This is a genomic window from Pseudomonas mosselii (assembly GCF_005796105.1).
In the GTDB taxonomy this organism is placed as follows: Bacteria; Pseudomonadota; Gammaproteobacteria; order Pseudomonadales; family Pseudomonadaceae; genus Aquipseudomonas; species Aquipseudomonas mosselii_C.
Window position 1 is genome coordinate 290,682 of record NZ_VAUO01000001.1, and the last position, 23,474, is coordinate 314,155.

The following is a 23,474-nucleotide window of genomic DNA, read 5'->3' on the forward strand; positions in this document are numbered from 1 at the left end:
GAGGGGCCGGTCGCAGGCGTGGCCGCGTGGACTCAATCGGCGCCCAGCACTTTGCCCAGCAGCGCGCACACCTGTTCGGCCGAGTAGGGTTTGGCGAGGAACTCGAAACCTTGGTGCCCGCCCTCGGCGATCGCTTCGCTATAGCCGGAGGTGAGGATCACGGGTAGGTGCGGGTGGCTCTTGCGCAGCTCGTGGCCTAACGCCAGGCCACCGATACCTGGCATCACCACGTCAGAAAACACCGCGTCGAACGGATCGACGGCGCTGGCGATCTGGCTGAGTGCGTCTTCGGCGCTGGTTGCCCAACTGATCACGTAGCCATGCTCGCGCAGGATCTGCGCGCTGAAACTGCCTAGATCGGGGTTGTCTTCCACCAGCAGGATGCGCCGCCGCTGGCCGTGGGGCGCCAGGGTGGCGGCGGGGGCATCCGGGGCCGTTGCGGGCGCTGCTGCCTGCGGCAGGTACAGGGTGAAGGTGGTGCCTTGGCCCTCGACACTGCTGACCAGTACGTCGCCACCGGACTGCCGGGCGAAGCCGAACACCTGGGAAAGCCCCAGCCCCGTGCCCTGGCCGGCCGCCTTGGTTGTGAAGAACGGGTCGAAGATGCGCTCCAGCAGGTGCGGGGCGATGCCGACGCCGGCGTCGATGACCGAAATCGCGGTGAATGGTCCGGGGTGCAGCGGCTGGTCGTGGTGCGCGGGCATCTGCTGGTCTGGCTCCAGGCGCAGGCGCAGGGTGCCCTCACCGTTGAGCGCGTCGCGGCCATTGATGATCAGGTTGATGATGGCGGTTTCCAACTGGCCGAGGTCGGCGTGCACGTGGCAGGGCGCCTCGGGCAACTCCAGCTTCACCTGAATGCGTGCGCCAGTGGCGCTGTCGAGCATGTCGGCCATCGCCTGTAGCCGCGCACCGGCATCCAGGACTTGTGGGCTCAGGGCCTGGCGGCGAGCGAAGGCGAGCAGTTGGCCGGTCAGCTGGGCGCCGCGATCGACGGTGTCGGACATGGTCTTGAGGTAACGCGTGCGGCGGTTTTCGTCGAGGTCCGGGCGTTGTAAAAAATGCAGCGACGAGCGCAGGATGGTCAGCAGGTTGTTGAAGTCGTGGGCCACACCGCCAGTGAGCTGGCCAATGGCTTCGAGCTTCTGGGCCTGACGCAGTACCGCTTCGGTGTGCAGCAGTTGGCCGGTGCGCTCCTCGACGCGTTGTTCGAGGGTGGCGTTGAGGGCTTCGAGGGCCGAGATGGCCTGACGCACCTCAGTATGCGCCTGGACCCGTTGGATATGCGCCCAGCAGCGTTCGGTAACCTCGCCAATCAGGGTCTGCTCGTAACGGCTCCAGATACGCGGAGCCTTGTCGTGGATGGCCATCAAGGCGGTCAGGCGGCCGTCCTTGATCAGCGGCATGCAGATGGTGGCGGTGACGCCGATGGCCTGGAAAGTCGCCGACTCGCGGGTCGGCAGCTGTGTGAGATTGTTGTCGATCACCAGTGGCAAACCGGCACGCAGGCGGCTGACGGCCAGGCGACCGAAGTCGGCCAGGCGGTATTGGCCCAGCAGCCTCGGCGAACCCGCCGCGACCCAGTCGCCGCAGATGGTGAAACCGTCCTGGTCAGCGTCCATCACGGCGTAGGCACAGCTGGACAAGTGCAGGTGTTCGCCCAGCAGTCGGGTGGTGGTTGCCATGATGCGTTCGGGATCGGTGGCGCTGGCCGCGGCTCGTCCGAGGCTGTCGAGAAAGTTCAAACGCCGGTTGGCGACCACGCTGGCTGTGGTCTCGGTGACCGTGTTGAGCATGCCGACCACCTGGCCGTGATGATCGCGGATGGGACTGTAGCAAAAGGTGAAGTAGGCCCGCTCCGGGCTACCGTGGCGCTTGATCAGCAACGGGAAATCTTCGATGAACACCGCCTCGCCGCCTAGCGCACGCATCGCCATGCGCTCGATATCGCTCCAGGCTTCTCGCCAGACTTGGTTGAACGGGCGTCCGAGTGCCGAAGGCTTACCCCCGAGGATCTGCGCGAACGCGTCATTGTGCAGGGTGAGCAACTGTTCGCCCCACAGCACTGCTTGGGGAAAGCGTGAGGCCAGGCACAGCGCCACGCTGGTCTTGAGTACGTCCGGCCAGTCTTCCAGCGGGCCGAGAGGCGAGGCGCTCCAGTCGTGATTACGGATGCGCTCAGCCATGAGCCCGCCACCTTCAAGCCATTTCGCCATGATGCCTGTATCTGTCCTTGAATGAGGTCATCAGGGTGCACCCGTCAGCGCGACTTGGCGAGTGATTTGTGTCATGCGCGCGCCGTTGGCGGGGTGTCCTTGGCCTGGCGCACACGCGCATGCCTTTGGTGCAGGTGCGCCCGAAATCAGGTCATACTTCACAGGAATTTAGGCTCGATCAAGATGAAAATGTGCAACATGACCATTGTTCGTTGTGCCGAGCGCACGTGATTATCGCCTGCTCCCGGTGTTACGCAACCGGCTCGCATCTTGCTCCTGTAGTGGCCGTCATCCACCCGGAGCCCCGTGTCATGAGCGCATCCACTGAATTTCCGTTGTCCGAAGCCCCGCAGTCCTCGCGCAAAGGGCTGCTGCCCATTACGATGGTGTTGTTTAGCTTCACCTTCTTCACCGGCACCATGTTCGCAGGCGGCAAGCTGGGCATGGCCTTCAATTTCGTTGACATGCTGTGGATCGCCGTCATCGGTAATACCCTGCTGGCCTTGTATGCAGCCGCGCTGGCGTTGATCGCCTCGCGCAGCGGCTTGAACACCGTGCTGATGGGGCGCTTTTGCTTCGGCGAAGCCGGCAGCCGGCTCTCGGACATGTTGCTGGGGTTCGCCGAGCTTGGCTGGTATGCCTGGGGTACGGCCACGGTGGCGATCGTACTGGTCAAGCTGCTGGGCCTGGCCGAAGGTTTCAGCGTGCCGCTCATGGTGTTGTTCGGTCTGGGTTTCAGCCTTACCGCGATCATCGGCTTCAAGGGGCTGGATGGGCTATCGCGGGTGTCCGTGCCGCTGATGTTCGCCTTGCTGCTGGTTTCGATGTACATCGCCACCGGTGATGCCGGTGGTTTCGCCGGGCTGGCTGCGGTCGTCCCGCATGAGAGCCTGACCTTCTCGGCAGCGGTGACCATGGTCTTCGGTACCTTTGCCAGTGGCGCCACCCAGGCGACCAACTGGACCCGCCTGGCGCGCAGTGGCCGCGTCGCGGTAGTGGCAAGCGTCGTTGCGTTCCTGCTTGGCAACGGCTTGATGGTGGTGGCCGGTGCCTGGTGCGCTATGGTCTACCAGCAGGCCGACATCGTCGAAGTGATGATGCTCCAGGGCCTGTCGTTCGCGGCGGTGGTGATGCTGTGCCTGAACCTCTGGACTATCCAGGGCCCGACCATCTACAACGTTTCGGCCGCCGCCTGCCACCTGCTGCGCAGCGAACGCCGCCGCACTGCGACATTGTTGGCGGCAGCGCTGGGCATCGTGCTGGCGATTGGCGGCATGTACGAGATGCTGATTCCGTTCCTGGTACTGTTGGGTTCGATCATTCCACCGTTAGGTGGGGTGATCATGGCCGACTTCTGGTATCGCCACCGTGGCCAGTACCCGGCGCTGGCTGGCGTGCAACTGCCACGCTACAACCTGATCGGGCTGTGCGCGTACGCCGTGGGCGCGGTGCTGGCCTACAGCTCGCCGTGGGTCGCGCCACTGGTAGGCATCGGCGCTTCGGCGGCTTGCTACATGCTGTTGCTGCAACTGGGCCGACGCGTCGCCGTGGGCCAGGCGCGAATCGAGCCGTGAGCCTGACCCTGGGCGAAATCCTGCGCCTGCCGGGCCTGGAGGCGATGTGCGTGCGCGCAGGCGCAGGCAACCTGCAGCGGCGGGTGCGCTGGCCCTACGTGGCCGAGAACGAGGGCATCGCCGAATGGGTGATGGGTGGTGAGTTGGTGTTCGTCACCGGCATCAACCATCCTCGCGGCGAGGCCAACCTGCTGAGCCTGGTTGAGGATGGCGATGCGGTTGGCATCGCCGGCTTGGTGATCCTTACCGGCGGCAGCTTCCTGCATGATATCCCGACTGCCGTCATCGACCGGGCCGAGCAGTTGGGCTTGCCGCTGATCGAGCAGCCATATGCGCTGAAGATGGTGGTGGTCACCCATCTGATCGGCACGGCGCTGGTGCAGATGGCCCAGGTACGCCGTACCCGTGATGACATCCTTGGGCAGTTGCTGACCGGCGACTACCCAAGCCTGGCTATCGCCCGTCAGCGCGCGGCACACCTGGCGCTGGACGAGCCCCGGCTCGTGGTCGCGCTACGCCTGAGTGGCGTCGAAGGGCTGTTCGAGCGGCATGGGCTGGCGCAGGGCGAGCGTGTCTGGCAGGCGACCCAGCAGGGCGTGGAAAACCATCTCGAAAGCTGGTGCGCAGCTCACCCCGGGGCAATCATGGCGCAGTTGCCGGGTGACCTGTTCGTGCTGTTGCTGGCGGCAGCGCCCGGCTTGCACGCCAGCCTTGCCGATCTGTACCGTGCACTGCTCGGGACGGCGGGGGCGTTGGGCCTGAACATGGGCTTGTCGAGCCTGGCCACTGATTGCAGCCAATACCGCAGGGCCCTGGAGCAAGCGCGCCAGGCACTGGAGGTGGCGCAGAACCTGCGCCCGGCCAACGGCCTGTGCGATTTCAGCGAGCTGGGCGTGCTGCGCTTGTTGCAAGGCGTCGGCGACCGCTCGCTGATCGACGACTTCGTCGCCCAGACCCTCGGCCCGCTGGTCACACCCGCTCGCAAGCATCCCCATGTGCTGGTGCATACCCTCGACGCCTTGCTCAAGGAAAACGCCAATGGCCTCAAGGCTGCCCAGCGTCTGGGCTTGCACCGCAACACCCTCAATCAGCGTATTCAACGTATCGAACAACTGAGCGGGCAATCCCTGGACGACCCGCTTTTTCGCATGAACGCATCGGTCGCCCTGTTGGTATGGCGCATGCGTGAAGCCCAAGGCAAGGAGTAACCCCATGAACATCATCAACGCACGCCTGCGCGGCAAACCCGGCCTGCACCGCATCCGCTTGGACGCTGAGCGCATCGCGGCTATCGAGCCGCAGGCCGAGGTACTGGCAGCTTCCACCGACGATCTGGACGCCAAGCAGAACCTAGTCGTGGCGCCCTTCGTCGAGCCACATATCCACCTGGACGCGACCCTGACAGCCGGCGAGCCGAAGTGGAACATGAGCGGCACCCTGTTCGAGGGCATCGAGCGCTGGGCCGAGCGCAAGGAAATCACCACCCACGAAGACATAAAACACCGTGCAAGGAAGACCATCGACATGCTGGCCGACCATGGCATCCAGCACGTGCGCACCCACGTCGATGTGACCGATCCCAAGCTCACCGCGCTCAAGGCTATGGTCGAGGTGCGTGACGAAGTGCGCCACCTGATCGACCTGCAGATCGTCGCCTTCCCGCAGGAGGGCATTGAGTCCTACGCCAATGGCCGTGCGTTGATGGAGCAAGCGGTGGCCCTTGGCGCCGATGTGGTCGGCGGCATTCCACATTTCGAGAACACCCGCGACCAAGGCGTGTCCTCGGTGAAGTTCCTGATGGAGCTGGCCGAGCGCACTGGTTGTCTGGTGGATGTGCACTGCGATGAGACCGATGATCCGCAATCGCGCTTTCTCGAAGTGTTGGCCGAAGAAGCCCGGGTGCGCGGCATGGGCGCGCGGGTAACCGCCAGCCACACCACCGCCATGGGCTCCTACGACAACGCGTACTGCTACAAATTGTTCCGCCTGCTCAAGCTGTCGGGCATCAACTTCGTTTCGTGCCCGACCGAGAGCATTCACCTGCAAGGCCGTTTCGACAGCTATCCCAAGCGCCGCGGCGTGACCCGCGTGGCCGAGATCGACCGCGCCGGGATGAACGTATGCCTGGGCCAGGACTCGATCGTCGATCCTTGGTACCCGCTGGGTAACGGCAACATCCTGCGGGTCCTGGAAGCCGGGCTGCATATCTGCCACATGCTCGGCTATGAAGACTTGCAGCGCTGCCTGGACCTGATCACCGACAACAGCGCCCGCACCCTGAACCTGGGCGAGCGTTATGGCATCGAAGTCGGTCGGCCGGCCAACCTGCTGTTGCTGTCGGCACCGGATGACTACGAGATGGTGCGCAGCCAGGGCCATGCGCTGGTGTCGGTGCGCCATGGCAAGGTACTGATGCGGCGCACACCCTCACAGGTCGAGCGCTTGGCCTGATACGCCCGCTGCATGCAGGCTCCCACGTCCATCGATCAGGATGGGTGTGGGGGCTCATCGCACGCTACGCGCCTCAGGTAGCCGAACCTTGCAACCACGCGCGCCAGCCGCCGAAGGCGCTGATGTCCTGCGCACCTTCAAGCCCTGCACCTTCGCAGATGAACCCGGTTTCCCAGCGCCCATCGGCCAATTGCACCTTGCCCAGCCCCAGCGGCGCTGGAATGCCGTCGAGGAACGAGCCCAGCTCGGCACTCGGCAGCTCCCACACCTCCACCGCGATCGCTACCCCGTGCTGCGCTACCCGGACCATGCCCGGACGCTGCACCGGCCCTCCGGGCAGGGCGTACAGGCGATAGCGCGGTGCACTGTGGGTGGCCTCCAGGAGGCGCCCGCCGCGTTGGCTCAACTGCCCGTTCAGGGGCAGCCCCGCCATATGCGCACCGCACACCACCACCCGGGTACGCTCATGACGTGCCGCACGGCCAATCGCTGTGCCGCCCTGGTAGTGGTGCGCCAGGCTAAGCAGGTACTGATCGGTGAAGGCTCGCCCGAACAGTGTGATGCCCCACGGCAGGCCATCGGCTAGGTTGGCGCTGGGCACGGCCACGGCGGCGTAGTCCAGCAGGTTCATGAAATTGGTGTAGTAGCCCAGCTCGGCATTGCGCAGCACCGGCTCCTGCTCCAGTTCGCGTAGGGTCACCGCACGCCCGATGGTTGGCGTGAGTACGCAGTCCAGGCCCGCCATCAGCCGGTCGCATTCGGCCTTGAGCTGCTGCAAGCGGTACTGGGCGCGGAAGGTGTCCACCCCGGAAATCTGTGGCGCCTTGGCCAGTACGGCGTGAATCACCGGCAGCACGGCCTCGGGCTGCTGTTGCGCGAGGTCGCCCACCACGCTGTAGCGCTCGGCTACCCAAGGGCCTTCGTACAGCAGCCGGGCGGCTTCGAGGAACGGCGCGAAGTCCAGCGTCACCGCCACGCCGCCGAGTGCTTGCAGGCGCTCGACGGCGGCCTGGAACAACCCAGGGCCTTGTGTGCAGCCGAAGAACTCCAGGTGTTGTGCGGCCGGTACGCCGAAGTGGAACGGGCGCACGTCGCCAAAGCTGGTAGCCGCGTTCCAGGCAGGGTTGGCGCGGCTGTAGGCGTCGACAGGGTCCGCCTGCGCGAGCAGCGCCAGTAGTTCGCTGGCCTCGGCTGCCTCGTGGGTGAAGGTGGTTACGCAATCCAGGGTGCGGCAGGCTGGCACCACGCCTGCGGTGCTAAGCAGGCCCTTGCTGGCCTTGAGCCCGACCAGCCCGTTGAGGGCCGCTGGCACCCGCCCGGATCCGGCCGTATCGGTGCCCAGCGCGAAGCTCGCCAAGCCCAGCGCCACGGCCAGCGGCGAACCTGCGCTGGAGCCGCCGGACGGATAGTCCGGGTGCACGCTGTTGCGGCAGGCGCCGTAGGGCGAGCGGGTGCCGTTGAGCCCGGTGGCGAACTGGTCGAGGTTGGTCTTGCCCAGCGGCACGGCACCCAATTCGATCAGTTGCCGCACCACCGTGGCCGATCGCTCAGGCACATAGGCGAAGGCCGGGCAGGCGGCCGTGGTGGGAATGCCGGCCAGGTCGATGTTGTCCTTGATCGCGAACGGCACGCCGTACAATGGCAGGTCCTGCGGCGTGCGAGCCTCCAGCGCGAGCAAGTAGGGCTCTAGCTCCTCGGCGCTGAGCAGGTGGATGAACAGGCAGAAATCCGGGTTCAGTCGCTCGGCTTGCTCGCGCAGTGCCAGGATCAGTTCGCGGGGCGTGGTCTGGCCGCTGCTGTAGCGGGCTTTCAGCACATTCAGGCGCAGGTCTTGTTTCATGCGGGTTCTCCTTCGGTCGGTTCGGCATGCACCACGACGATCACTTGCCCCGCGCGCACCGCGGTACCGGGCGCCACGCGGATTTCGCGCACACGGCCGGCGCAGGTGGCTTGCACCGGAATTTCCATTTTCATCGACTCCAGCACCACCAGGGTGTCGCCGGGGGCCACCTGCTCGCCAAGGCTCACCTGCACTTGCCACAGGTTGCCGGCGATGGGGCTTTCGATACCGGTGTGCCCGGCGGCCAGTGGCGCCTCGGCGGACACCGGGGCGCAGGCCTCGGTGCTTTCGAAGTGCGCCTGCCCGCTGTCCAGCCAACGCTGGCGCTCGGCGCCGAAAGCCGCTTGTTGTCGGGTGCGGAACTGCTCGATGCCGTCGGCGTGTTCGGCAAGCAAGTCCTGGTAGTCGGCCAGGCGTAGGCGGCTGTGCTCGATGTGCAGCGCGAAGCGGCCCAGCGGGAAGTCGCGGCGGATATCCAACAGTTCTTCAGCGCCCACCGGGTAGAAGCGAATCTGGTCGAAGAAGCGCAGCAACCAAGGCTTGCCATCGAACGCGGCGACCTGGCGGTAGCGGTTCCACATCTGCAAGGTGCGACCAACGAACTGGTAGCCACCGGGGCCTTCCATGCCATACACGCACAGGTAGGCGCCGCCGATACCGACGGAGTTCTCGGCGGTCCAGGTGCGTGCCGGGTTGTATTTGGTCGTCACCAGACGGTGGCGCGGATCCAGCGGGGTCGCCACTGGTGCGCCGAGGTACACATCGCCCAGGCCCATGACCAGGTAGCTGGCCTCGAACACCGTGCGCTGCACCGCGTCCAGGTTGGGCAGGTCGTTGATGCGGCGGATGAACTCCAGGTTGCTCGGGCACCAGGGCGCGTCCTTGCGCACGGTAGTCATGTATTTTTCGATGGCCAACTGGCAGGCCGGGTCGTCCCAGGACAGCGGCAGGTACACGATGCGCGACGGCACTTCCAGGTCCTGTGCGGTGCACACGGCAGCCCACAGCTCGCGGACCACGGCCAGCAGATGCGCCAATGCCAGGGTTTCGGGCTGGTAGTGCACTTGCAGCGAACGAATCCCCGGCGTCAGGTCGACGACCCCGTCCAGCGCCCTGGCTTGCAGGGCTTGCATCAGTGCATGACCACGGAAACGCAGCACCAGGTCCAGCTCGGCGGCGCCGATCTCCAGCAACAGGTGGGTGTCACCGGACAGCCGCGCAACCAGGCGCGTATCGTCCTGACCGATATCCAGCACGATGGGCGATTGCAGCGCTCCGGCAACGGGCGAGGCGGGCACGTACTCGCTGACCGGCAGTAAGGCCAGGCGGCGCGCCTCGGCCAGGTCGACAGGCATGAAACGCACCTTGTCACCGGCCTTGAGCTGGCCTAGCTGCCACAGGTCGGCCTCGATCACCGTGACCGGGCAGACGAACCCACCGAGGCTCGGGCCGTCGGGGCCGAGGATCACCGGCATGTCGCCGGTAAAGTCCACCGCGCCAATGGCATACGGGTTGTCGTGGATGTTGGATGGGTGCAGGCCGGCCTCGCCACCGTCCTCGCGGACCCACTCAGGCTTGGGCCCGATCAGGCGCACGCCGGTACGGCTGGAGTTGAAGTGCACTTCCCAATCGGTGCCGAAGAAGGTCTGGATATAGCCTTCGGTGAAGTATTCCGGTGCGCCGTGAGGGCCGTAGATGACGCGGATCTGACGGGTGTCTGGCAATCCGGGTTGGGCGGGCAGGGTGGCGCCGCTGCTGCGCTCAGTCAGCGGCGCCAGGTGCAGCACGTCCCCGGCGCGCAGGGCGCGGCCGGCATGCCCGCCGAACTGGCCGAGGGTGAAGGTGCTTTTGCTGCCTAGGTAGTCCGGCACCTGTATGCCACCGCGCACGCACAAGTAGCTGCGCGCACCGGGGCCGGCGATGGTGCCTATCGCCAAGACGCTGCCTGGGCCGATCGCCAGTGCGGTGTTCAGCGCTACAGGCTGGCCGTCGAGGGTCAGCGGCACCTCGGCACCGGTTACCGCCACGACAGCGTGGGTGTTGAAGCGCAGCGTAGGGCCCGCCATGGTGACCTCCAGGCCCGCCGTGCCTTCGGCGTTACCCAACAGCAAGTTGCCCAGGCGTAGTGCACGGCTATCCATCGGCCCAGACGGCGGCACTCCCACGGCCCAGTAACCGAGGCGGCCGGGGTAGTCCTGTACGCTGGTCTGAGTTCCGCCGCTGAGCACTTCGAGGGTGTCTGCCTGGTAGACCAGCGCTTCCAGGCACCGGGTCCAGGGCTCGCCATTGGCGAACGGGGCGTCGGCGAGGATCTGGCGCAGGTAGTCGCGGTTGGTCTGCACGCCGTACAGGACACTGTGCGCCAAGGCGTTGTCGAGCTGACGGCAGGCTTGCTCGCGATCATCGGCCCAGGCGATCAGCTTGGCGATCATCGGGTCGAAGTACGGCGGAATTTCGCAGCCAGCCTCAACCCAGGTGTCGATGCGCAGCGCCTGGCCATCGGCAGGTGGAAACTCGACGCAGGTCAGCAGGCCAGGGCTTGGCTGGAAGTCCTTGCCTGGATCTTCGGCGTACAGTCGCGCCTGCACCGCATGCCCGCGCGGGCGCAGGCCGGCGCGCAGGCTGTCGAGCGGCGGCAGGTCGCCGGCAGCGAGCTGGATCATCCAGGCTACCAGGTCGACGCCCCAGACTTGTTCGGTGACGCCGTGCTCCACCTGCAAGCGGGTGTTCACTTCAAGGAAGTAAAAACGTTGTGCATCGCTGTCGAAGACGAACTCGACGGTACCGGCGCTGCGGTAGTTCACCGCTTTGGCCAGCGTGATCGCAGCCTCGCACAGCGCTTGGGCCATGCCGGCTGGCAGGTTCGGTGCCGGGGTTTCTTCCAGCACCTTCTGGTTGCGGCGCTGCACCGAGCAGTCGCGCACGCCCAGGGCCAGCACCTCGCCTGCGCCATCGCCGAACACCTGAACTTCGAGGTGGCGAGCGCGCTGGATGTATTTCTCGATGAACACTCCGGCGTCGCTGAAGTTGTTCTGGCCCAGGCGCTTGACGGTCTCGAACGCATCGCGCAGCTCAGCGGCATCACGGCATACACGCATGCCGATACCACCGCCACCTGCGGTGCTCTTGAGCATGATCGGGTAGCCCACCTGTTCGGCGGCGCCCAGGGCGTCGTCGAGGCTGGCCAGCAGTTCGCTGCCTTCGAGCAGCGGCACGCCATGCTGGCGGGCCAGGGCGCGCGCGGTGTGCTTGAGGCCGAACACCCTCAGTTGCTCGGGCGTAGGGCCGACGAAGGCAATTCCGGCGGCTTCGCAGGCCTCGGCGAAGGCGGCGTTTTCGGACAGGAATCCGTAGCCTGGGTGAATGGCTTGGGCGCCGCTGGTCTTGGCGGCGGCGAGGATCTTCTCGACCACCAGGTAGGTGCTGGCGGCCGGGCCATCGCCCAAGCTCAGGGCCTGGTCGGCTTCAAGCACGTGGCGACTGGCGAGGTCGGCGTCGGCATACACCGCAATGCCCTTGACGTCGAGGGCGCGCAAGGTGCGTAGCACCCGGCAGGCAATGGCGCCACGGTTGGCGATGAGCAAGGATTCGAACATGACAACGTCCCCTGGAGGCGTCTGGCTGCCTCGGCTGGGTTGCGGGTCGTCCCGCAGTTTCATGGCTGCCCTGGGGTCGTCCCCAGGCAGGGGCTACGCGTTACGGGCGGGCGCGAGGCCTGCACGGAACACGCAGGCAGCGAACACGGCCAGGCGCAGGCGCGCGAACAGGCGGCTCAGTCCCATACCAGCACCTGCGCGGGGGTAGGGTTGTAGCCGTTGCAGGGGTTGTTCAACTGCGGGCAGTTGGAGATCAGCACCATCACGTCCATCTCGGCGCGCAGCTGCACGTACTTACCGGCCCCCGAAATGCCGTCTTCGAAGGTCAGGCCGCCTTCAGGGGTGACCGGTACGTTCATGAAGAAGTTGATGTTGGGGCTGATGTCGCGCTTGCCCAGGCGCCCGTCGTGGCAGCAGGCGCGCAGGTAGTTGTCGCGGCAGCTATGCATATGGCGCTTGTCCAGGGCGTAGCGCACGCTGTTGCTCTCCTGGGCGCAGGCGCCGCCAAGAGTGTCGTGGCGACCGCAGGTGTCCTCGGTGATGGTCAGCATCGGTCGGCCGAGGTTGGAGTACAACACGCTGCCGGCGCCCAGGTAGACATTGCCCTGGTTGCGCAGGGTGCGCTGCACGTCGTAGCGCTCGCGGGGGTTGGCGGTGCTATAGAACAGTGTGTCGATGGCTTGGTTGCCTTCCAGGTCGAGGATGCGCAGGGTCTGTCCAGCCTTGACTTCGGCCAGCCACGGTTCGCCAGCAGGAATGGTCGAGCACGACATCGCGTGTTCGGGCAGCAGGGGGGCAGTCATGGTCCAGGTCCTCAGGCGAACAGGCGGTGGGTATTGATGAAGCCACGCGCGTTCTCTGGGCGCGAGGTGCGGCAATGCTCGGCGACGCTTTCGTCGGCGTGACTGAACGTCAGTTGCACGGGTTTGGGCGCGTAAGCGGGCGCGGGGTCCATCGGGTGCTGCAGGGCGGTCACTACGAACAGCGTATCCATCGGTGCGTACAGCTCGATGTAGTCACCGGCCTTGGCATTGCCGCAGGCAAAGTGCAGCGTACCGTCGGCGGCCACGTCGACCCGGCTGAACAGGTTGAGCGGCATGCTCAGGTCCGACAGCTGCAAGTCCCACTTGCCCATTTCCACCAGCAGGTTGTCGGTGCCATTGCGAAAGAAGCCGTTGCGCAGCTCCTGATAGCGGCCTTCGCCGTACTTGGCCTGTACCTCTTGGGCGTTGAGCACTCCGCCGATACTGTCGCTCCAGCCGCAGGTGTCATGGGTGATTGCCGCCAGCACCCGGCCCATGTCCGAGTACAGGCAATGGCCGGCGGTGAGCTTGGCGGTGTGCTGGCACTTGAGGCTGTCGGGCAAGTTGAGCCGTTCGCTTTTCTCGTGGGCGTTGAACAGCATCAGGCTGACGTTGGCGCCGCCTTGCAGGTCGGTAAAACGCACCCGCTGTCCGCGTTTGAGGACGAACGAGAGGTGGCCGCCGCCGGGCAGGTGCTCTTGGGCGAAAGATTGCGGATCGGTCATGGTCAGGTTCCTGGTTGCGGTTGGAGGAGGCGCTCGCAGGCGGCCACCGGGGCCGGTTGGCGGGCGCTGTTGAGCGGCAGGTCATAGGTGACCCGCGAGCCGTAGGCGTAGGGGGCATGGGGGTCGATGCGGGTCTTGTCGAACACCAGCAGGCGGGTGCCGAGGCTGAAACCTTCGCTGAGGTCATGGGTGACCATGAACACGGTCAGCCGGGTTTCCTGCCACAGTTCCAGCAGCAGCGCATGCATGTCCTTGCGAATCCCCGGGTCCAGGGCGCCGAATGGTTCATCGAGCAGCAGCACCTTGGGTTTCATCAGCAGTGCCTGGGCGATTGCCAGACGCTGCTGCATGCCACCGGACAATTGCGCGGGGTACTTGTCCAGAGCATGGCCCAGGCCAACACGGGTCAGTAATGCAGCGGCCTGTTCGCGGGCGGCGCGCTTGCGCTGGCCGAGCAGGCGTCCAAGCAAGGGGGCATGCGGCAATTCCAGGCCCAGTGCGACGTTATCCAGCACGTTCAGGTGCGCGAACACCGAGTAGCGCTGGAACACCACGCCTCGGCTGGGGTCGGGTTCGCCGGCCAGAGGCTGGCCGCCCAACAGAATCTGTCCGCGCGATGGCTGCTCCTGGCCCAGCAGCAGGCGCAGGAAGGTGGACTTGCCGCAACCCGAGGCGCCGACCATGGTGCAGAACTCGCCTTCGGCGATGCTCAGGTTCAGGCCTTCGAGCACCACATGCTCGCCATATTGCTGCCAGACGTTGCGCACTTCGATGTAGCTCATGGACGGCCCCCTTCGTACCAGGGGAAAGCCCGCTGGGTCAGTTGCTTGAGCGAGCAGTCGGTGAGCCAGGCCAACAGCGTGATCCAGGCGACGTAGGGCAGGATCATGTCCATCGCCAGGTATCGGCGCACCAGGAAGATCCGGTAGCCCAGGCCGTCTTCCGAGGCGATGGCCTCGGCGGCGATCAGGAACAGCCAGGCCGAGCCCAGTACCAGGCGCAACGAGATCAGCAGGCGTGGCGCCAGTTGCGGCAAGACCACGCGCAGGATGTAGGTCCAGGTCGAGGCGCCCAGGGTCAGCGCCTTTATCCGCAGTTCGGCAGGGATCTCGCGGGCGCGCTGCTCAAGGTCGCGGGCCAGGATCGGGGTGATGCCGATGACGATCAGCATGACCTTGGACAACTCCCCCAGCCCGAATACGATGAACAGGATCGGCAGCAGCGCCAGCGGCGGCACCATCGACAGCACCACCATCAACGGCGACAACGAAGCACCTGCCAGCGGCAGCGTCCCGGCTACGATCCCCAGGCACAGGCCGGCCACCGCGCTAATGGCCAGGCCGCTGGCCAGGCGGGTCAGGCTCGATGCGGTGTCCTGCCACAGCAGGTAGGCGCCGCTGCGCTTGTCTTCGGTGAAAGCGACCTGCTTGATCGCTTCGCTCATCTGCACGGCGCTGGGCAGCAGCTTGTCACGCGGGTTGTCGGCCAGGCGTTGGGCTGACCCGAACAGGTAGGCGCACAGCAGCAGGGCGAACGGCAGGATGACCAGCATCAGCCGTGTGGAGCGGTCCGGGTGGCGATTCAAAAGGCGCATGGCGTGTCTCCGCTCACAGCTTGCCGTCAGCGGCCATCTGCACATACTGGGTGTCGAAACGCAGCTTGAGGTTGGCCGGGTCGCCTACGCTCACGCCGTTGGCAAAGCTCATGCCCACCGCGTTACTGCTTTGGGCAGCGCTACCGAGCAGACCGTGGTCGAAGGAGAACTGAGCGACCTTTTCCATGGTTTTGGGCAGTGCATGGCCGTTGACGAAGGCCAGGGTGGCCGGTGCGGTGGCGAACAGGTGGGTGGTCGACAATTGCGCCTCGTAGCCGTCGAGGTCGGTGCCGGAGGCCTTGGCCATGTGCTCCAGGGCCGCCTTGCCGGCCGCCGAAGGTTCAGCCATCAACGCCATCACTTCGTACCACGCGCCGGTCAGTGCTTTACCCAGCGCTGGGTTGTCGTGCAGGGTCTGGGTGTTGACCACCATCAGGTCGAGGATTTCGCCGGGGATGTCACTTGAGTCAAAGACCTGGGTCACATCCTGGCGCGTGTTGATCTGCCCGAGCATCGGGTTCCAGGTGGTCACCGCCTGCACCTGCGCAGTGTCGAAGGCGGCGGCGATGTCAGCGTCTGAGGTGTTGACCACCTTCAGGTCGCGCTCGGTGAGCCCGGCGCTGTCCAGGGCGCGCGCCAGCAGGTAGTGGGAGACCGACAGCTCGACCAGGTTGACGTCCATGCCCTTGAGGTCGGCGACGGTCTTGCCCTTGCCCTTGAGCACCACGCCATCGTTGCCGTTGGAGAAATCGCCGACGATCAGCGCGGTGCTGTCGACGCCGCCTGCGGCCGGGATGGTCAGCGCGTCCATGTTGGTCATGGTGCAGCCATCGAACTGGCCCGCGGTGTACTGGTTGATCGATTCGACGTAGTCGTTGATCTGGGTGAGCTTGATGTGGATGCCGTACTTGTCGGCCCACTTGTCGACGATGCCTTGGGCGGCAGCGTATTCCCACGGCATCCAGCCAGCGTAGATGCTCCAGCACAGGTTGAAGTCGGTCTTGGGCGCGGCCTTGGCGGCAAAGCTGGTCAGCACGACGCAGCCGGTGAGGAAAGCGGTCAGGAGGGGCTTTCGCATGGGGTGACTCCAGTTGGCGGTGGACGGACAAGGAGCAGCGCGACACCCATTGCGATGGGTGGTCTGGCGTCTCCCGGGCTTTTATCCCGCCGTGTAACCTCAACTGGAGGTCGTCAGCTCTCGGTCCAGGCACCTGCCGAGGCAGATCGGAACCCTAGCCAACCATTTGTGTTTTGCTGCAATAGCTCGCGCTACTCCCGCACCCCAGGGGTAATGCGAGAGGCGTGCCAGAATGCCTGTGCGCGGCGATAGACCCGCAGGCTCAAGGGTTTCAGGAGAAGGCCAGTGAGCATTGGGGGACAGGCAAGTGGAGCGCCGCGCCGTTATGGTGCGCGGCGCACCATCTGGGCGCTGGCAACTCACCGCGCCGGGGCTCAAGGGTGCCGTGCAGCGTCTGCCAGCCAGCTCAGGAACGCGGTCACCGGTGCGTGCCGCTCCTTGCCTGGCACGCACGCAGCGACATAACGCGGCCCCGCCAGGCTGATTTCTGGTCTGTAGGGCACTAGCTCTCCACGCCTGAGGCTTTCAGCGACCAGTACATTGCTTGCCAGCACCAGCCCATGACCGGCGATGGCCGCGCCCAACGCAAAGTGCTCATCGTCGAACTCGCGCATCTGCGCGGTTTCAAGCCAAGCCTGGCAATCGGCGGCCGTGCACCAGCTTTGCCAGTTGACTGAGAATGCGCCTGGAATGGTCAAGTTCAGGTTGATCAACTCGACCTGATCCACGTTCAGTGAGGCGATCAACTCGGGTGCGCCATAAGCCGAGAATCGCTCATCCATCAGCGCCTGGCAGAACAGCTTCGGGTCATCGCGGCTGACCGCGCGAATCGCAAGATCGACACTGGAGTCACGCAGAAGATCGACAAGTTCATTGCGTGTGTCGACGCGCACATTGAACTGCGCAAAGCGTCTGTAAAAGCTACCCAAGCGTGGAATCAGCCAGGCTGCGGCCAGCCCTGGCGTCGTGGTAATGGTCAGGGTTGCCTGGGCTGTGCCTGGATAGAAAGCCTCCAGGCTGCTGCGAATGTCCAACAGTGCACGGTGCGTCTGCCGATAGAGCGACTCGCCCTCGGCGCTCAAGGCTACGCCCTGTCCAGACCGATTGAACAGCCGTGTACCGAGGTGGGTTTCCAAGGTTCTGATCTGGTGGGAAATAGCTGCCGGGGTCACGGCAAGCTCCTCAGCGGCCGCCTTGAAACTACCCAGCCTCGCTGCCGCCTCGAACGTACGCAGCGCGTTGAGTGGAAGAGTCGAAAACACGCAGGGCTCCCTGGATGAATTGAATTGATGCGGGTGCAATTTATCTCATTTTTCTTGCCGTGCATGAGCCACTACCGTCTGTGATCTACCCACTCCACGGAGCCCCCCATGCAAGGCCCTCGCAGAAAAATCCTTCAAGCGCTCCTGTATGAATCAATCGCCATCACTGTGTTGTCGCCCAGCATCGCCTTGATCTACGACGAAGGCCTGGTTCATGCGGGGGCGCTGTCGGTGATGTTGTCTGTTAGCGCGCTGGTGTGGAACGTGCTGTTCAACGCTGTTTTCGAGTATTGGGAGGCGCGTCAGCCGCAGCGGGCACGCACTTTGAGCAGACGGTTGCTGCACTCATTGGGTTTCGAGGGGGGGCTGGTGCTAATGCTGGTGCCTCTGGTCGCCTGGTGGCTGGGGATTTCCTGGTGGGCAGCACTGGTCACCGATCTGGGCTTGTTCGTTTTCTTCTTCTTCTATGCCCTGGTATTTCAATGGTGCTTCGACAAACTGTTCGACCTGCCCGTGTCCGCCAAGGAGGGGGTTTCGGTCAGTTCATGAGTCGCGCGAATTACCCATTGGCCGGCTTGCAGCAGCAACAGATGCCGTGAGCCGGTGATTGCCGGCATCGCTGCATGCCGGTTGACTGACTCCGGCCAGCGCTCAGGGTAACGGCGATCACGTGGGTGAAAGCTTGGGCTTGACCCTGAAGTGGCTATAGCCTTCACCCTGGCAGGACATTCGTCTCTCAAAGGCATCGATCATGAACAACCGCATTCCGCCGCCGCTGGTGGCCACACTGTTTGGCGTGCTGGCGTGGCTGGCGGCCGAGCACGTATCCGGCGCACGGGAATTTGCACTCGGCTGGCGTCTGGGGCTGGCGCTGGTTGTATTGCTGGTAGGCGTCGCTATTGCGCTAGCCGGTGTGCTTTCGTTTCGCCATGCGCGTACCACGGTCAATCCACTGAAGCCGCACGCGGCCTCGGCTCTGGTCCGCTCTGGCGTGTACAGATACACACGCAACCCCATGTACCTGGGGTTCGCCATAGCCCTGACAGCCTGGTCGATTTTTCTCGCCTGGCCGCCAGCGCTTCTGAGTGTGCTCGGTTTCGTGATCTACATGAACCGCTTCCAGATCGGGCCGGAAGAGCGAGCGCTTGCCGGCCTTTTTGGCGCGCAGTTCACGCACTATTGCGGCCAGGTCAGACGTTGGCTGTAGGCAATCCAACGTCTGCTGCCACAGCCCAGACAGGCAACCACACTGCGTGCGCTGTGCTGGGTGTAGGCTCCAGTGGATGGGTTGAATCAGCCGAGGCCGAACGTCTTGCGCAGGCCCGAATCGACGGGGCCTGCCGGCATGAAACGGCGCAAGCGCCGGAGTAGGGTGGCTTCGCCTTTGGGAGTGTGTCGCATCCGCCAGCTGCCAAGGGCGGCCTCGACGATGGTTGCCGCGACTGCTGCGGGCAACGGCGCCTTGCGCACGTTCAGCCCGATGGCCTGGGAGACGGTTGTCCGCTCGCCGGTATAGGCGGCGATGCGCGTGGCAGCCTGTGGCGCATTGATGTCGAGTTGGGTCTGGGTGAACGAGGGCTCGACCAGCGCGACGCGGATACCAAAGCGTCGTACCTCGTGGTCCAGGCTCTCGGACAATCCCTCCACGGCATGCTTGGACGCGCTGTACAACCCCATGTAGGGCGCTGGCAGGAAGCCCAGCACCGAACTGACGTTGACGATGCGTCCGGCACCTTGCCCGCGCATATACGGCAGCACCGCTTGTGTGACACGCAAGACCCCGAAAACATTGGTGTCAAACAGTGCCTGGGCCTCGCCGAGGACGGTTTCTTCCATCGCCCCGAGCAGTGTGGTGCCGGCATTGTTGACCAATACATCGATGCGTCCGGCCTTGGCGACGACATGCTCGATACCTTGGCGGATCGACGTTTCGTCGCGCACGTCCAGCTGGATCAGCTCGACGCCGGGTAGGGCCTGAGCGGTGTCCAGGTTGCGCACGCTGCCGAACACACGGCAGCCGCGCTTGGCGAACTGTTCGGCCGCTGTGCGGCCAATGCCTGATGACACACCGGTTATGACGACCACTGTGGGGTTGGACATACGAATACCTGTGGCTTGGGGAAATGGGCGGCTCATGCCGGTTGTGCCTGCTCGAGTGGCGCGTGGTGATGGGGACGGATACCGAACCAGATGGCGTACATCGCCGGCAGGAACACCAGGGTTAGCACGGTGCCGGCGAAGGTGCCGCCGATCAGGGTGTAGGCCAGCGTGCCCCAGAACACCGAATGGGTCAGCGGGATGAACGCCAGGATCGCCGCCAACGCCGTGAGGATCACCGGCCTGGCGCGCTGCACCGTGGCTTCGACCACCGCGTTGAATGGGTCGAGGCCGGCCTGTTCGCTCTGGCGGATTTGTCCGATCAGGATCAGCGTGTTGCGCATGAGGATGCCGGACAGTGCGATCAGCCCGACCAGCGCGTTGATACCGAAGGGTTGCTGGAACAGGATCAGCGTCGGCACCACACCGATCAGCCCCAAGGGGCTGGTGAGAAAGACCATGATCATCGCTGCGATGGAGCGCACTTGCAGGATGATGATGATCAGCGTGACAGCCAGCATGATCGGGAACAGCGGCAGCATGGCCTTGCTGGCCTTGCCCGACTCCTCGATGGAGCCCGCCTGCTCGATGCGGTAGCCGCTTGGCAGCTTGTCGATGATGGGTTGCAACTGTTTGCTGATGGCGGTCGAGACGTCCGGCGGTTGCAGGCCTTCGGCGGTATCGCCACGCACGGTGAGGGTCGGCAGGCGGTCGCGCCAACGCATGATGGGCTCTTCCATGCGCACCTCGACGTCGCCCACCTGCGACAGCGCGACGCGTTGGCCATTGGCGCCAGCCAGCGTGAAATCCATCACCCGTGCCGGGTCGAAGCGGATGTCGCCGGCGGCACGCGCCACGACCTGCACCGTACGGATATCTTCGCGCACGGCGGTGACAGGGACGCCGCTGAGTAGAAACTGCAATTGCTGCGCGACGGCACTGGAGGTCAGCCCGACCGCCTGCAGACGATCTTGCTGCAGGTTGAAGTGCAACATGGGTACGCGGGTGCCCCAGTCGCTATTGACCGTGCGCATCAACGGACTGGCCTGCATCACCTGGCGCACCTCGGCGGCGATTTCGCGCAGGCGCTGTGGATCCGGGCCGGTGATCCGGTAAGCCACCGGGTAGGGCGAATACGGGCCGAACACCAACTGGGTGACGCGCACCTGCGCCTCGCTGGCCAGACCCTCGGCGATCGCCTTGCGCAAGCGGTGCTTGAGCGCCTCGCGCTCATCCGGGTTGTCGGTGCGTACGACGATCTTGGCGAACGAAGGATCCGGCAACTCCGGGCTCATGGCCATGAAGAAGCGCGGCGCGCCTTGGCCGATGTATGCGGTGACGATCTTCGCCTCTGCCTGTTGCGCAAGCCAAGCCTCGACTTTTTCCGCCGCGGCGCTGGTCTGGACGATCGAAGTGCCGTAGGGCATCTGGACTTCGACCATGACTTCGGGACGGTCGGAGATGGGGAAGAACTGTTTCTTGACCAGCGCCATGCCGAGCACGGTGGTCACGAACAACCCGACCACGGTGCCTGCGACCAGCCACTTATGGGTGATCACCCGGCCCAGCAGCCGACGAAAGCGGTTGTAGCGCGGGGTGTCGTAGAGCGCCTCGTGGCCACCCTCGATCTGTTTGATCGCGGGCAGCAGCTTGACGCCGAAGTACGGCGTGAAGATCACCGCGACCAGCCAGGAGGCGATCAGCGCGATACCGACGACCCAGAACATGTTGCTGGTGTATTCACCGGCCGTGGAGCGGGCGAAACCGTTGGGCATGAAACCGACGGCGGTGACCAGCGTGCCGGAGAGCATCGGCGCCGCCGTATGGCTCCAGGCATAGGCGCAGGCCCGCACGCGGTCGTAACCTTCCTCCATTTTCACCACCATCATCTCGATGGCGATGATGGCGTCGTCCACCAGCAGGCCAAGGGCGAGGATCAGCGAGCCCAACGTGATACGGTCAAAGTTCTTGCCGGTCGTGGCCATTACCACGAAGACCATTGCCAGGGTCAGTGGCACCGCCACCGCGACCACCACGCCGACGCGCCAGCCCATGCTGACGAAGCACACCAGCATGACGACCAGCAGCGCGACGAAGAACTTGATCATGAACTCGTCGACGGAGGCGCTGATGTTGACGGCCTGGTCGGTGACCTTGCTCAGGCTCATGCCCAGCGGTAGCTCGGCGTTGATCTGCTGCACTTGATCGTTCAAGGCCTTGCCCAGATCGAGCCCGTTCCAGCCTTCACGCATGATGATGCCGAGCAACAGGGCCGGTTCGCCGCCGTTGCGAATCAGGAAGGTGGCCGGGTCTTCGTAGCCGCGCTTGACTGTGGCGATGTCGGAAAGCTTGAGGGTACGGCCCTGGGCGATGATCGGGGTGTCGCGGATCTTCTGCAATTCATCGAAGGCGCCATCCAGGCGCAGGAACACATCCGGTCCACGGGTTTGCACCGCGCCGGCCGGGGTCAGGAGATTCTGTTCGTTGAGTGCGGCGAACACCGCCTGCGGGTCGATGCCCAGCGTGGCCAGTCGCTCGTGGGAGAACTCGACGAAGATGCGCTCGGCCTGTTCACCAATGATGTTGACCTTCTTCACGCCCGGTACATGCAGCAGGCGCTGGCGCAGGTTTTCGGCGTCGCGTACCAGGCGGCGCTGCGGCTCGCCTCGGGCTTTGAGTGCAAACAGGGCGAAGGTGACGTCCGAATACTCGTCGTTGACCAGCGGGCCGATCACTCCGGCGGGCAGGGTCTTGGCCTCGTCGCTGATCTTCTTGCGTGCCTGATAGAACTCCTCGGGCACTTGTGCGGGCGGCGTGGTGTCGAGCAGCGATAGGGTGGTGAAGGCCAGGCCCGGACGCGTGTAGGTTTCGCTACGGTCGTACCAGCGCAGCTCCTGTAGGCGCTTTTCGATCTTTTCGGCGACCTGATCCTGCATTTCCTGGGCCGTGGCGCCGGGCCAGGCGGTGACGATGGTCATCACCTTGATGGTGAAGGCCGGGTCCTCGGCACGCCCGAGTTTGAAAAAGGCAACCAGCCCCGCCAGGGAAATCAGGCAGACCATGAACAGGGTGATGGAGCGCTCGCGCACGGCGAGTGCAGAGAGGTTGAAACGGCCCTCGCTCATGGTTGACGTTCCTCGGCTACCGCCACGCTGGTCGGCTCTGCTAGGCGCACGGGCTGACCGTCGCGCAACAGGTGGGCGCCGAGTGCGACGATCTGCTCGCCCGGCTTGAGTGCACCGCTGACACGCGCGCGCTCGTCATCCAGCGACTGAACGCTGACGGGCGTCCACGTGACGTGTGCCGGTTGCCCGTCAATTCTCCAGATGCCAGGCCCGTGGCCTGCGTCGTAAAGTGCGGCGATAGGCACCTGGAGTGCGTTCGATGGGGCGCTCTGCGAATCACTGATGTTCACGGTGATGGTGGTGCCCAACGGTGCATCGGCCAGTTCGCCATCGAGCACATAGCGCGCCTCGAAGGTCCGGGTCTGGCGGTCGGCGACATCCGACAGTTGGCGCAGTCGGGTCGCGACGCTGACGTCGTGCCTGCCGAAGAGCCGGGCCTGGGCACTGGAGCCCACCACTGGGCGCAGGGTTTCCGGCAACTGCACCAGCGCTTCGCGTGGGCCGGCATGTGCCAGGCGCACCACAGCCTGGCCTGCGCCGACCACTTGGCCGGGCTCGGCCAGGGTTTCCATGACCACGCCATCGGCATCGGCCAGCAGTTCGGCGTAGCGGGTGGCGTTACTGGCAACCTGAGCCTGGGCCTGGGCTGCGCTGAGTTGCGCGCGGGCCGTATCGGCTGCGGCCTTGTACTGGTCGTATGTGGATGCCGAGATCGCCCCGGTGCCGCGCAGGATACGGTAGCGCGCCTCGTCATCGCTGGTCTGTTGCGCGCGTGCGCGTGCCGCGGCTACCGCTTCGCGCTGGGCCTTAGCGGCAAGTTCCAAGTCGACCGGGTCCAGGCGTAACAGGACCTGGCCGCGCTTGACGCTCTGCCCGGTGTCGACCAGACGCTGCGACACCTTGCCGGACACGCGAAAACCCAGGTCGCTTTGTACCCGGGCGGCGACGATGCCGGTGAACGCTCGCGACGTGGAGGTTGCCAACTGGACGGTGGCGACCCGGACCAGAGGGGCGTCGGTGCGCGGATCGGAGGGCGTCTTGTCGCTACAGGCGACCAACACGAGCGGCATGACGCCGAACAGGGTAGACAGAAGGAGGTTGCGCCGGCGCATGAGG

Annotated in this window: 17 protein-coding genes and 1 riboswitch; of the genes, 5 read left to right on the forward strand and 12 right to left on the reverse strand. The window is 64.9% G+C overall.

Annotated elements, in window-relative coordinates; all coding sequences use genetic code 11:
* Positions 1 to 32: 32 nt before the first annotated feature.
* Positions 33 to 2,213: an ATP-binding protein gene (locus FEM01_RS01365; RefSeq protein WP_138217494.1), complete on the reverse strand. Its 2,181-nt coding sequence runs from the start codon at positions 2,211 to 2,213 to the stop codon at positions 33 to 35.
* Positions 2,214 to 2,524: 311 nt separating this feature from the next.
* On the opposite strand from FEM01_RS01365, the gene codB reads away from it, so the two are divergent.
* The 3 genes from codB to codA are packed head-to-tail and all read left to right on the forward strand — an operon-like array spanning position 2,525 to position 6,238.
* Positions 2,525 to 3,787: a cytosine permease gene (codB, locus tag FEM01_RS01370; protein WP_138217495.1), complete on the forward strand. Its 1,263-nt coding sequence runs from the start codon at positions 2,525 to 2,527 to the stop codon at positions 3,785 to 3,787.
* On the forward strand, positions 3,784 to 4,995 hold the full coding sequence (locus tag FEM01_RS01375; RefSeq protein ID WP_138217496.1) for a PucR family transcriptional regulator: 1,212 nt from the start codon (positions 3,784 to 3,786) through the stop codon (positions 4,993 to 4,995). The genes codB and FEM01_RS01375 overlap by 4 nt, the downstream gene beginning before the upstream one ends.
* 4 nt (positions 4,996 to 4,999) lie before the next feature.
* Positions 5,000 to 6,238 (forward strand): cytosine deaminase, encoded by a 1,239-nt coding sequence (gene codA, locus FEM01_RS01380; protein ID WP_138217497.1) that lies wholly within the window; start codon positions 5,000 to 5,002, stop codon positions 6,236 to 6,238.
* Between the two features lie 73 nt (positions 6,239 to 6,311).
* On the opposite strand, the gene atzF is transcribed toward codA, so the two are convergent.
* The 8 genes from atzF to FEM01_RS01420 form a co-directional block, all read right to left on the reverse strand.
* Positions 6,312 to 8,078, reverse strand: coding sequence for an allophanate hydrolase (gene atzF, locus FEM01_RS01385; RefSeq protein WP_138217498.1), 1,767 nt, complete (start codon positions 8,076 to 8,078; stop codon positions 6,312 to 6,314).
* Positions 8,075 to 11,674, reverse strand: coding sequence for an urea carboxylase (gene uca, locus FEM01_RS01390; protein ID WP_138217499.1), 3,600 nt, complete (start codon positions 11,672 to 11,674; stop codon positions 8,075 to 8,077). Before uca ends, atzF begins: the two co-directional genes overlap by 4 nt.
* 176 nt (positions 11,675 to 11,850) lie before the next feature.
* Positions 11,851 to 12,477 carry an urea amidolyase associated protein UAAP2 gene (locus FEM01_RS01395; protein WP_138217500.1) on the reverse strand — a complete coding sequence of 209 codons (627 nt, stop codon included), beginning with the start codon at positions 12,475 to 12,477 and terminating at the stop codon, positions 11,851 to 11,853.
* Positions 12,478 to 12,488: 11 nt separating this feature from the next.
* On the reverse strand, positions 12,489 to 13,202 hold the full coding sequence (locus FEM01_RS01400) for an urea amidolyase associated protein UAAP1 (protein ID WP_138217501.1): 714 nt from the start codon (positions 13,200 to 13,202) through the stop codon (positions 12,489 to 12,491).
* Between the two features lie 2 nt (positions 13,203 to 13,204).
* Positions 13,205 to 13,984: an ABC transporter ATP-binding protein gene (locus FEM01_RS01405; RefSeq protein ID WP_138217502.1), complete on the reverse strand. Its 780-nt coding sequence runs from the start codon at positions 13,982 to 13,984 to the stop codon at positions 13,205 to 13,207.
* Positions 13,981 to 14,796: an ABC transporter permease gene (locus tag FEM01_RS01410; RefSeq protein ID WP_138217503.1), complete on the reverse strand. Its 816-nt coding sequence runs from the start codon at positions 14,794 to 14,796 to the stop codon at positions 13,981 to 13,983. Before FEM01_RS01410 ends, FEM01_RS01405 begins: the two co-directional genes overlap by 4 nt.
* A 13-nt stretch (positions 14,797 to 14,809) precedes the next feature.
* Positions 14,810 to 15,874 (reverse strand): putative urea ABC transporter substrate-binding protein, encoded by a 1,065-nt coding sequence (locus FEM01_RS01415; protein WP_138217504.1) that lies wholly within the window; start codon positions 15,872 to 15,874, stop codon positions 14,810 to 14,812.
* A 68-nt stretch (positions 15,875 to 15,942) separates the two neighbouring features.
* Positions 15,943 to 16,043: riboswitch (guanidine-I (ykkC/yxkD leader) on the reverse strand.
* Positions 16,044 to 16,248: 205 nt separating this feature from the next.
* Positions 16,249 to 17,136, reverse strand: a complete 888-nt coding sequence (locus tag FEM01_RS01420; protein WP_138217505.1) for a LysR substrate-binding domain-containing protein — start codon at positions 17,134 to 17,136, stop codon at positions 16,249 to 16,251.
* 108 nt (positions 17,137 to 17,244) lie between these two features.
* Here FEM01_RS01420 and FEM01_RS01425 point away from each other — a divergent pair, with 108 nt between their 5' ends.
* The gene (locus tag FEM01_RS01425) at positions 17,245 to 17,685 is read left to right on the forward strand and encodes a PACE efflux transporter (protein WP_138217506.1); all 441 of its coding nucleotides are present in this window, start codon (positions 17,245 to 17,247) and stop codon (positions 17,683 to 17,685) included.
* A 202-nt stretch (positions 17,686 to 17,887) separates the two neighbouring features.
* Positions 17,888 to 18,343 (forward strand): methyltransferase family protein, encoded by a 456-nt coding sequence (locus tag FEM01_RS01430; protein WP_138217507.1) that lies wholly within the window; start codon positions 17,888 to 17,890, stop codon positions 18,341 to 18,343.
* A gap of 86 nt (positions 18,344 to 18,429) precedes the next feature.
* Here the strand turns inward: FEM01_RS01430 and FEM01_RS01435 are convergent, their stop codons facing one another.
* From FEM01_RS01435 to FEM01_RS01445, 3 genes are read right to left on the reverse strand one after another with little or no spacing between them, the layout of a single operon-like run.
* Positions 18,430 to 19,236 (reverse strand): oxidoreductase, encoded by an 807-nt coding sequence (locus FEM01_RS01435; RefSeq protein ID WP_138217508.1) that lies wholly within the window; start codon positions 19,234 to 19,236, stop codon positions 18,430 to 18,432.
* A gap of 32 nt (positions 19,237 to 19,268) precedes the next feature.
* Entirely contained in the window at positions 19,269 to 22,358 is a 3,090-nt protein-coding gene (locus tag FEM01_RS01440; protein WP_138217509.1) for an efflux RND transporter permease subunit, read from the reverse strand.
* The gene (locus FEM01_RS01445) at positions 22,355 to 23,470 is read right to left on the reverse strand and encodes an efflux RND transporter periplasmic adaptor subunit (protein WP_138217510.1); all 1,116 of its coding nucleotides are present in this window, start codon (positions 23,468 to 23,470) and stop codon (positions 22,355 to 22,357) included. The genes FEM01_RS01440 and FEM01_RS01445 overlap by 4 nt, the downstream gene beginning before the upstream one ends.
* Positions 23,471 to 23,474: the final 4 nt, after the last annotated feature.

Bases quoted from the DNA above. Each gene is read 5' to 3' on its own strand.
- FEM01_RS01435 (WP_138217508.1), bottom strand. From the start codon at position 19,236: ATGTCCAACCCCACAGTGGTCGTCATAACCGGTGTGTCATCAGGCATT.
- FEM01_RS01395 (WP_138217500.1), bottom strand. From the start codon at position 12,477: ATGACTGCCCCCCTGCTGCCCGAACACGCGATGTCGTGCTCGACCATT.
- FEM01_RS01445 (WP_138217510.1), bottom strand. From the start codon at position 23,470: ATGCGCCGGCGCAACCTCCTTCTGTCTACCCTGTTCGGCGTCATGCCG.
- FEM01_RS01440 (WP_138217509.1), bottom strand. From the start codon at position 22,358: ATGAGCGAGGGCCGTTTCAACCTCTCTGCACTCGCCGTGCGCGAGCGC.
- codB (WP_138217495.1), top strand. From the start codon at position 2,525: ATGAGCGCATCCACTGAATTTCCGTTGTCCGAAGCCCCGCAGTCCTCG.
- codA (WP_138217497.1), top strand. From the start codon at position 5,000: ATGAACATCATCAACGCACGCCTGCGCGGCAAACCCGGCCTGCACCGC.
- FEM01_RS01410 (WP_138217503.1), bottom strand. From the start codon at position 14,796: ATGCGCCTTTTGAATCGCCACCCGGACCGCTCCACACGGCTGATGCTG.
- FEM01_RS01430 (WP_138217507.1), top strand. From the start codon at position 17,888: ATGAACAACCGCATTCCGCCGCCGCTGGTGGCCACACTGTTTGGCGTG.
- FEM01_RS01365 (WP_138217494.1), bottom strand. From the start codon at position 2,213: ATGGCGAAATGGCTTGAAGGTGGCGGGCTCATGGCTGAGCGCATCCGT.
- FEM01_RS01425 (WP_138217506.1), top strand. From the start codon at position 17,245: ATGCAAGGCCCTCGCAGAAAAATCCTTCAAGCGCTCCTGTATGAATCA.
- FEM01_RS01400 (WP_138217501.1), bottom strand. From the start codon at position 13,202: ATGACCGATCCGCAATCTTTCGCCCAAGAGCACCTGCCCGGCGGCGGC.
- FEM01_RS01415 (WP_138217504.1), bottom strand. From the start codon at position 15,874: ATGCGAAAGCCCCTCCTGACCGCTTTCCTCACCGGCTGCGTCGTGCTG.
- FEM01_RS01405 (WP_138217502.1), bottom strand. From the start codon at position 13,984: ATGAGCTACATCGAAGTGCGCAACGTCTGGCAGCAATATGGCGAGCAT.
- atzF (WP_138217498.1), bottom strand. From the start codon at position 8,078: ATGAAACAAGACCTGCGCCTGAATGTGCTGAAAGCCCGCTACAGCAGC.
- uca (WP_138217499.1), bottom strand. From the start codon at position 11,674: ATGTTCGAATCCTTGCTCATCGCCAACCGTGGCGCCATTGCCTGCCGG.